We start from the raw sequence: 2,198 nt of genomic DNA, 5'->3' as shown, positions 1-2,198 counted from the left end.
ACCGTTGCCAGTAATGTCGAGAAACATCGTAATCCAAGATTATTTACTCATCCATATGAACAGTTAACTCATTTCTATTATTCTAATTAAGGAAATGGAATTAGTTTAGAGAAAACAAAAAAAATGAAAAAACTATTATTTATATTCTTCCTAATATTTATTCATCTAACTGCAAAAGCCGATAGTTGGAAAGACCCAAGTTGGAAAAAAATGATAGCTGAATCAGATGCTATTGCTCTTGTTGAATATATAAGTAATGGCGATTTTAGAGCACAAGCAAAAATTCTAAAAATCTATAAAGGAAAAGTCAATTCGGATATAATCTGGATTTCAGGTTTTAGTAATCGTTATGGTCCGATTGACAAAATGAAAATTGGAGATAAATTCATAGTTTTTTTAAATGAGAATAAGCCTTCAAAAAGAAATCTCGAGTATTGGGAAGAACAAATAAAAGAAGACAAAGAACTCATAACTTATGTCAATGCCTTAAAAAACAACAATGCTTACTATGTTTGGACACCAACATCAGGAGACTTAAAAGTCAAGTCAAAAAAAGTACAATATGATTTGATTCAAACTACATTTTATGATAACCAAAAATTTTATTCACTTAAAGAATTTGAACAGTTTTTAAATTCATTTAGAAGTAAAAGAAAGAATTTTCATAATTATCTATTATCCGAGCTTTCCGATAATTTATCTAATGATAAAGCGTCACAAATTTTGATGATGTTATATCTGACATCATATAAAAAATATGATTCTATTTACGAAGACATTTATAAAACTAATATAGAAAATTCGCTTTATGCTTTAGCAAAACTATTAGGTAATGTAAAAGGTAATTCGTCAAGAGATTTATTAGTTAAATTACTTGATAACGAAAACAGCGTAGTACAAGGAGAGGCTGTGAGACAATTATCAACAGAAGGTTCTGACTTTATTGGACCAATATTACTATCAAAGCTTTCAAAGGCTGGAGAAGATGGTATTTATCCTCAAAACTTAATGAACCCAGTTCAGAATAGCGTGGATGGAGGAAAAATTGAAATCATAAAAACTTTGGGAGACTTAAACTACAAACCAGCAATTCCAAAATTATTGCCAGTACTGAATACGGAAAATGAATACTTATTTATGACAACATTCAATGTTCTCAATAAACTTGGAACTAAAGATTATATACCTTACTTAAATAGTCATTTAGAAAAGGGTACAAATGACTTAATTTATGAAATATGTGATTTAATAACGGAACATAATTTGACAGAATGTATTCCATCATTAATGTCATATATCTCAAATCACGACAGAACTATTCACCCTAGTAAGGAGTTTACAATTTCTTGGTGTTGCGGACTTTCTAATTTTGACAATGAAGAAGTCAGAGAATTTCTCATCTCAGATTTTAAGAAAGTAATGGAAATGAAAAGAGGTGAAAGTATTGACAATAAAAAAGACTGGCTTCAAGAATATATTTCATCATTCAATCAATTAAAAATGATAGAGGTAAAATCACTTATCTATGATGTAATGTTTGAATATTATGGTTTTAATTCAAAATTCAGAAAAGACAATCTTCTTTTTGATAAGAAACAAAATGTTGAGAATGAATTTAGAAAACAAATTTCATTAGTGGAAAAAGAATCTGACATTGAAAGAATTGAATTTTTGTTACAAATCGACTCGAAAACTGATGTAATTATTGACTATTCGTTGAATGTAATAATAAACTCTAACCAAAATGAATGGAAAGAAATTGAGCCGACTTTTAATTCTGTTCGAGATAAATTAGTTGAACAAGGTTATAACAAAGAGAATATAAGGCTTACAACTGGTTATATGGTTCAAAATTTAGGAGGAAGTGAGCCTTTAGAATTTAAAGATGGACTAATGACAGAATTTCTAAAGTATGTTTCAAATAATCCCGACAAAGAGGATTTGATTTTTTTACAAAAGTTATCTGAATATGAATATGCAAAAACGGATTATGAGAAGAGGAAGTTAAATAAAGCAATTGATAGTTGTAAATTAAACCTAAACTAAAAAACACTACTGGCAACAACGTATAACGCTCATTAAGCGGGGTTGGTTAAACCGTTGAAAAGTCTGACATGTTTTCTAATCAAAATCCTTATCTGAAAATTACGTAAAATACAAAACCGCTTAACGAGAAGCGTTATACAAGACCGTTGGCA

1 protein-coding gene is annotated in these 2,198 nt (G+C 28.9%); it reads left to right on the top strand.

Going from position 1 to position 2,198, the window contains the following annotated elements; translation table 11 throughout:
• Window positions 1-123: 123 nt before the first annotated feature.
• On the top strand, window positions 124-2,046 hold the full coding sequence (locus I4Q58_RS15350; RefSeq protein ID WP_203296791.1) for a HEAT repeat domain-containing protein: 1,923 nt from the start codon (window positions 124-126) through the stop codon (window positions 2,044-2,046).
• Window positions 2,047-2,198 lie beyond the last annotated feature (152 nt).

The organism is Luteirhabdus pelagi (assembly GCF_016827595.1).
Classification (GTDB): Bacteria; Bacteroidota; Bacteroidia; order Flavobacteriales; family Flavobacteriaceae; genus Luteirhabdus; species Luteirhabdus pelagi.
The sequence above is the reverse complement of the archived record's forward strand: the minus strand, read 5'-3'. Positions and strand labels throughout refer to the sequence as shown.

Excerpts from the sequence above, each read along its gene's own strand:
- I4Q58_RS15350 (WP_203296791.1), top strand. The coding sequence starts at position 124 with ATGAAAAAACTATTATTTATATTCTTCCTAATATTTATTCATCTAACT.